At 69.0% G+C, this 4,479-nt stretch carries 3 protein-coding genes; 1 reads left to right on the forward strand and 2 read right to left on the reverse strand.

Going from position 1 to position 4,479, the window contains the following annotated elements; all coding sequences use genetic code 11:
- Window positions 1–76 precede the first annotated feature (76 nt).
- Both rodA and ACOQFS_RS10185 read right to left on the reverse strand, forming a co-directional pair.
- Window positions 77–1,249, reverse strand: coding sequence for a rod shape-determining protein RodA (gene rodA / locus ACOQFS_RS10180; RefSeq protein WP_421562764.1), 1,173 nt, complete (start codon window positions 1,247–1,249; stop codon window positions 77–79).
- A 35-nt stretch (window positions 1,250–1,284) separates the two neighbouring features.
- Complete coding sequence (locus ACOQFS_RS10185; protein ID WP_421562765.1) at window positions 1,285–3,729, reverse strand: protein kinase domain-containing protein; 2,445 nt, start codon at window positions 3,727–3,729, stop codon at window positions 1,285–1,287.
- Window positions 3,730–3,840: 111 nt separating this feature from the next.
- Here ACOQFS_RS10185 and ACOQFS_RS10190 point away from each other — a divergent pair, with 111 nt between their 5' ends.
- Complete coding sequence (locus ACOQFS_RS10190) at window positions 3,841–4,473, forward strand: YqiA/YcfP family alpha/beta fold hydrolase (RefSeq protein WP_421562766.1); 633 nt, start codon at window positions 3,841–3,843, stop codon at window positions 4,471–4,473.
- The last annotated feature ends 6 nt before the right edge of the window (window positions 4,474–4,479 follow it).

Here is a 4,479-nt window from a genome sequence, read left to right on the forward strand (position 1 = left end):
ATCCACTGCGCACCGTGCCTTGCATCCCATCCCGACAAGGCCGCTGCGCGACCCCTGGGAGATCGTAAACACGTTCTTACAGGGCAGGCCGCGCGTCCTTGGCGTCCTGCTTCTGGGCCCGCGCCACCGACATCAGGATGCCCAGCGCCAGACCGAGGGTCACCATGGCCGTGCCGCCATAGCTGATGAAGGGCAGCGGCACGCCCACCACGGGCAGGATGCCGCTGACCATGCCCATGTTGACGAACGCATAGGTGAAGAAAATCATGGACACCGCCCCGGCCATCAGGCGACCGAACAGGCTGTTGGCCCCGGCCGCAATGGCCAGCCCGCGCCACACCAGCAGGACGAAGCAGACCAGCAGGAACAGGTTGCCCGCCAGCCCGAATTCTTCCGAGAAGGCGGCAAAGATGAAGTCGGTGGTGCGCTCGGGGATGAACTCCAGATGGGTCTGCGTGCCCGCCATGAAGCCCTTGCCCCACACACCGCCCGAGCCGATGGCGATCATGCCCTGGATGATGTGAAAGCCCTTGCCCAGCGGGTCGCGCGTGGGGTCGAGCAGCGTGCAGATGCGCTGCTGCTGGTAGTCGTGCAGCACCACCCAGCGCACGCCGTCGGCACACCACTGGTCGCCCATCAGCACCAGAATGAAGATGCCCAGCCCCCCGACAAGCACCGGCGGCAGCACCAGCTTCCACGACAGGCCCGCAAAGAAGATGACCGACAGACCCGCTGCCAGCACCAGCAGCGAGGTGCCCAGGTCGGGCTGCTTCATGATCAGGCCGACCGGAATGGCCAGCAGCAGCCCGGCAGCGACGAAATCGAGCGGCCGCAGGGTGCCCTCGCGTTTCTGGAACCACCAGGCCAGCATGAGCGGCATGGCGATCTTGAGGATCTCGCTGGGCTGGATGACGATGCCCAGGTTGATCCAGCGCTGCGCGCCCTTCTTGGTGATGCCGAACAGCGCCACCGCCACCAGGAGCGCCACCCCGGCGGCATACAGCGGCACGGCAAAAGACATGATCTTCTGGGGCGGCACCTGGGCCACCATGAACAGGATGGCGCCCGCAATGATCATGTTGCGGCCGTGGTCCATGAAGCGTGTGCCGTGGTCGTAGCCCGAGGAATACATGGCCACCAGGCCGGCACCCGCCAGCAGCAGCACCACGAGCAGCAGCGGAAGATCAAAACCCCTGAACAGCGGCGCGAAGCGCTGCGCGAGGGTGGGCTTTTCAAAGACGACGGCCATCCCGCGATTATCGGGCCCCGCCGCGCTGCAGCCGGTCAACCCGACTGGCGGAACGCCATCACGGCCTGGTTGCGCAGGGTGCGCAGCAGGCCCAGGGCCTTGTCGTCCACCACGATGCCGCCGGCGCGCGCCTGGTCGGCGTAGATGAGCGCAAAGGTCTGGCCCTTGAGCTGCAGCGGCAGCAGCAGGAAGGCGGGCGCATTGAGGCCCGTGCGGTACCAGTCGGGCAGGCGGGCCTGCAGCCGGGGCTCGGTCGCATCGTTGATGAGCGTGTCGGCACCGCGCAGGCACACGGCGGCAAACAGGTCGCCCGGCGCCTTCAGGGGCACCCGCAACGCCCGCACCGCCGCGTCGCTGCCCTCCCCCAGCCCGAAGCGCCCCGTCAGCGCATCGGTCTTCGGATCCCGCAGGCAGAACACCATGCGCCGAAAGCCCAGCGCGCGGAACATGGTCTCCAGGATCATGCGCAGCACGTCGTTGAGCTGAAAGTTTTCCACCATCGCATTGGTGATGTCCTGGATGCCTGCGGCCAGTACCTCATTGACCTGCGCCACCGACACCGCGCTGTCGGCCTGGGACGGCAGCACGGCCGGCAGGGCGCCGCTGTCGCCAGCCGGCAGTTCGTGGTGCTCCAGCGCGTCCTCGGGGCCGGTGGCTGCGCCCTCGGCCGGAGGCAACGTCAGCAGCCGGGCGGCGGCGGACCCGGGCTCCACCCGCAGGTCCAGCGCCTGGGCCAGCGACACCAGCTTGTGGCGGGCGCGCAGCGTGGCCTCGGCAAACTCGGAACCCGACAGCGCCAGCGGCCGCGCATAGCGCGCGCCAATCTGCTCCAGCTGCGCGGACTGGCGGGGCCGATCGCTGCCCAGCAGGGCGCTGGCGACTTCGTTGGCGGCCATGGCCGCCCAGCGCAGGCGTTCCACACCCTGCTCGGGCGCGCGCTGCATCGGCGAGCCCAGGGGCTTGCGCATGCAGCGCTGCAGGCTCTCGGGCAGGTCCCAGACCCGCGCCACGCCCACGCCCAGATCCTCAAAGCCCAGCCCCAGCACCTGCAGCGAGGCTGTTTCCTCGCCGCCGTCGAGGCGGCCCGAGTCGACAAGGCTGCGCACCTGGCGGGCCTCTTCCGGAAAGTAGAACTCGCACAGCATCCGGCCCAGGTTCTGGAACATGGCGCCGATGAAGGCTTCTTCTGCCGCCTGCGCCGTGGCACACAGCTCGGACGCCACCGCGCCGGCCATCATCGCGCGCAGGAACTCCTCGCGCATCTGGCTGGCGTGCTGCCGGTCCTGCATGTGGTCCAGCAGCACCAGGCGCAGCGCCATGTTGCGCACCGCGTTGAATCCCACCAGGCTCACCGCGCGCGACACCGTGCTGATCGTGCCCCGGCTGGCGTGGGCATAGTGCACGCTGTTGACCAGGCGCAGCAGCTTGTTGGTCAGCGCCACGTCCTTCAATATCTCGTGGGTGAGGTCGCTGATGCTGTCGTCCTCGGAATTGGCCACGCGCTGGATGCGGGCCACCGAGTCGGACAGCGCCGGAAAGTCGCTCTTGTGCCGCATGCGGCGCAGCAAGAAGTCCAGCGTGGCATTGCTCGCGGCACTGGGCGCGCTGGCAGGCGCGGCCCAGGCGCGCAACGCGTCCCGCAGTTCTGCCGCCGACGCATGCCGCTGGCCGGGATCGCGGGCCAGGGCGCGCTGCAGGATGGCGCGCAGCCCATCGTCCACGCCCGGCCCCAGGTCATCGGGCAGCACCAGGGTTTCGTTGGCAATGCGGTACAGCGCCTGCCAGGTGTCCTTCTGGTGGATCAGCGGCCGCCCGCTGAGCAGTTCCACCAGCACCAGCGCGGCGGCATACACGTCCATCGACGGTGCGGGCGCCGCCCCGGCCACCGCTTCGGGGGCCAGGTAGGCGGGCGTGCCGCTGGCCAGTTGCGCGTCGGGCTTGCCGGGCTGCTGCACCTGCGCCGCCATGCCGAAGTCCATCACCCGCGCGTGGCGCTGCGCGTCGACCATGATGTTGGACGGCTTCAGGTCGCGGTGGACGATGCCGGCCTGGTGCGCCGCCTGCAGGCCGTCCAGCACGTCCACCACCAGCGCCACGGCGTCGTGTGGCGTGCAGCGGCCTTGCTGGGCCAGGTGATCGGCCAAGGTGCGCCCGGGCACATATTCAAAGACGATGTAGGGCTGGCGGCCCTGCACGTCGGCCTCGAACACCGGCACGATGAAGGGATGGGCCAGGCGGCTCACATGGCGCGCCTCGCGCAGCCACTGCTCCAGCACCGCCGGGTCCTGGCCTTCCATGGGGGGCAGCAGCTTGATGGCCACCTCGCGCTGCAGGCGCGGGTCCAGCGCCAGCCACACGGTGGCCTGCGCGCCGCGCCCCAGCTGGCGCACCAGCTCGAAACGCCCCACCGTGGCGGGCGCCCTGGCGGCGGATCCCTGGGCCCAGCGTCTGGCAGAAGAAAGCGGGGCAGAATCGGGCATGGTGGGGTCTGGGGCAGAGGGCAGTCGCCACAGCGCGGTGCCCATGCAAACATTTGCATACATCCTACGCCGCCGCCACCGCCTTCTGCAGCAGTGATTCCCCTCTCCCCGATGACCACCACCCACCTCCTGTACCTGCACGGTTTCCGCTCGTCCCCCCAGTCGGCCAAGGCGCGGCAGATGGCGGCCCATGTGGCGCAGCACCACCCGGGCGTGCACTTCTGGTGCCCGCAGCTCCCGCCGTCCCCGCAGGCCGCCATGCACATGGTGGCCCAGGGCATTGCCGACTGGCCGCGCGAGCGCATGGCGGTGATCGGATCTTCGCTGGGCGGCTTCTATGCCAGTTGGGTAGCGCAGCGCGCAGGCTGCCCCAGCGTGATGCTCAACCCTGCGGTGAACCCGGCGCGCGACCTCGCGCGCCACATCGGCGAGCAGACCACCTGGCAGAACCCGCAGGAACGCTTTTTCTTTCTGCCCGAATACATCGACGAGCTGCGCGCGCTGTCCACCGAGGGCCGGCCCGCGCACGCACCGGAGCTGGTCATCATCGCCCAGGGCGACGAGGTGCTGGACTGGCGCGAAATGGCAGCCCGCTACGCCGGGGCGCGGCAGATCGTGCAGCCGGGGGGCGACCACGCGCTCAGCAACTTTGGCGACTACCTGCCGCTCATCACCGGATTTCTGGCGCTCGAAGAGCCTGTTCAATGTCTTTTTGAAGATCGCATTGGAGTGCAATCGGTATGAGTGGAT

Source organism: Paracidovorax sp. MALMAid1276, from assembly GCF_049198005.1.
In the GTDB taxonomy this organism is placed as follows: domain Bacteria; phylum Pseudomonadota; class Gammaproteobacteria; order Burkholderiales; family Burkholderiaceae_C; genus Acidovorax.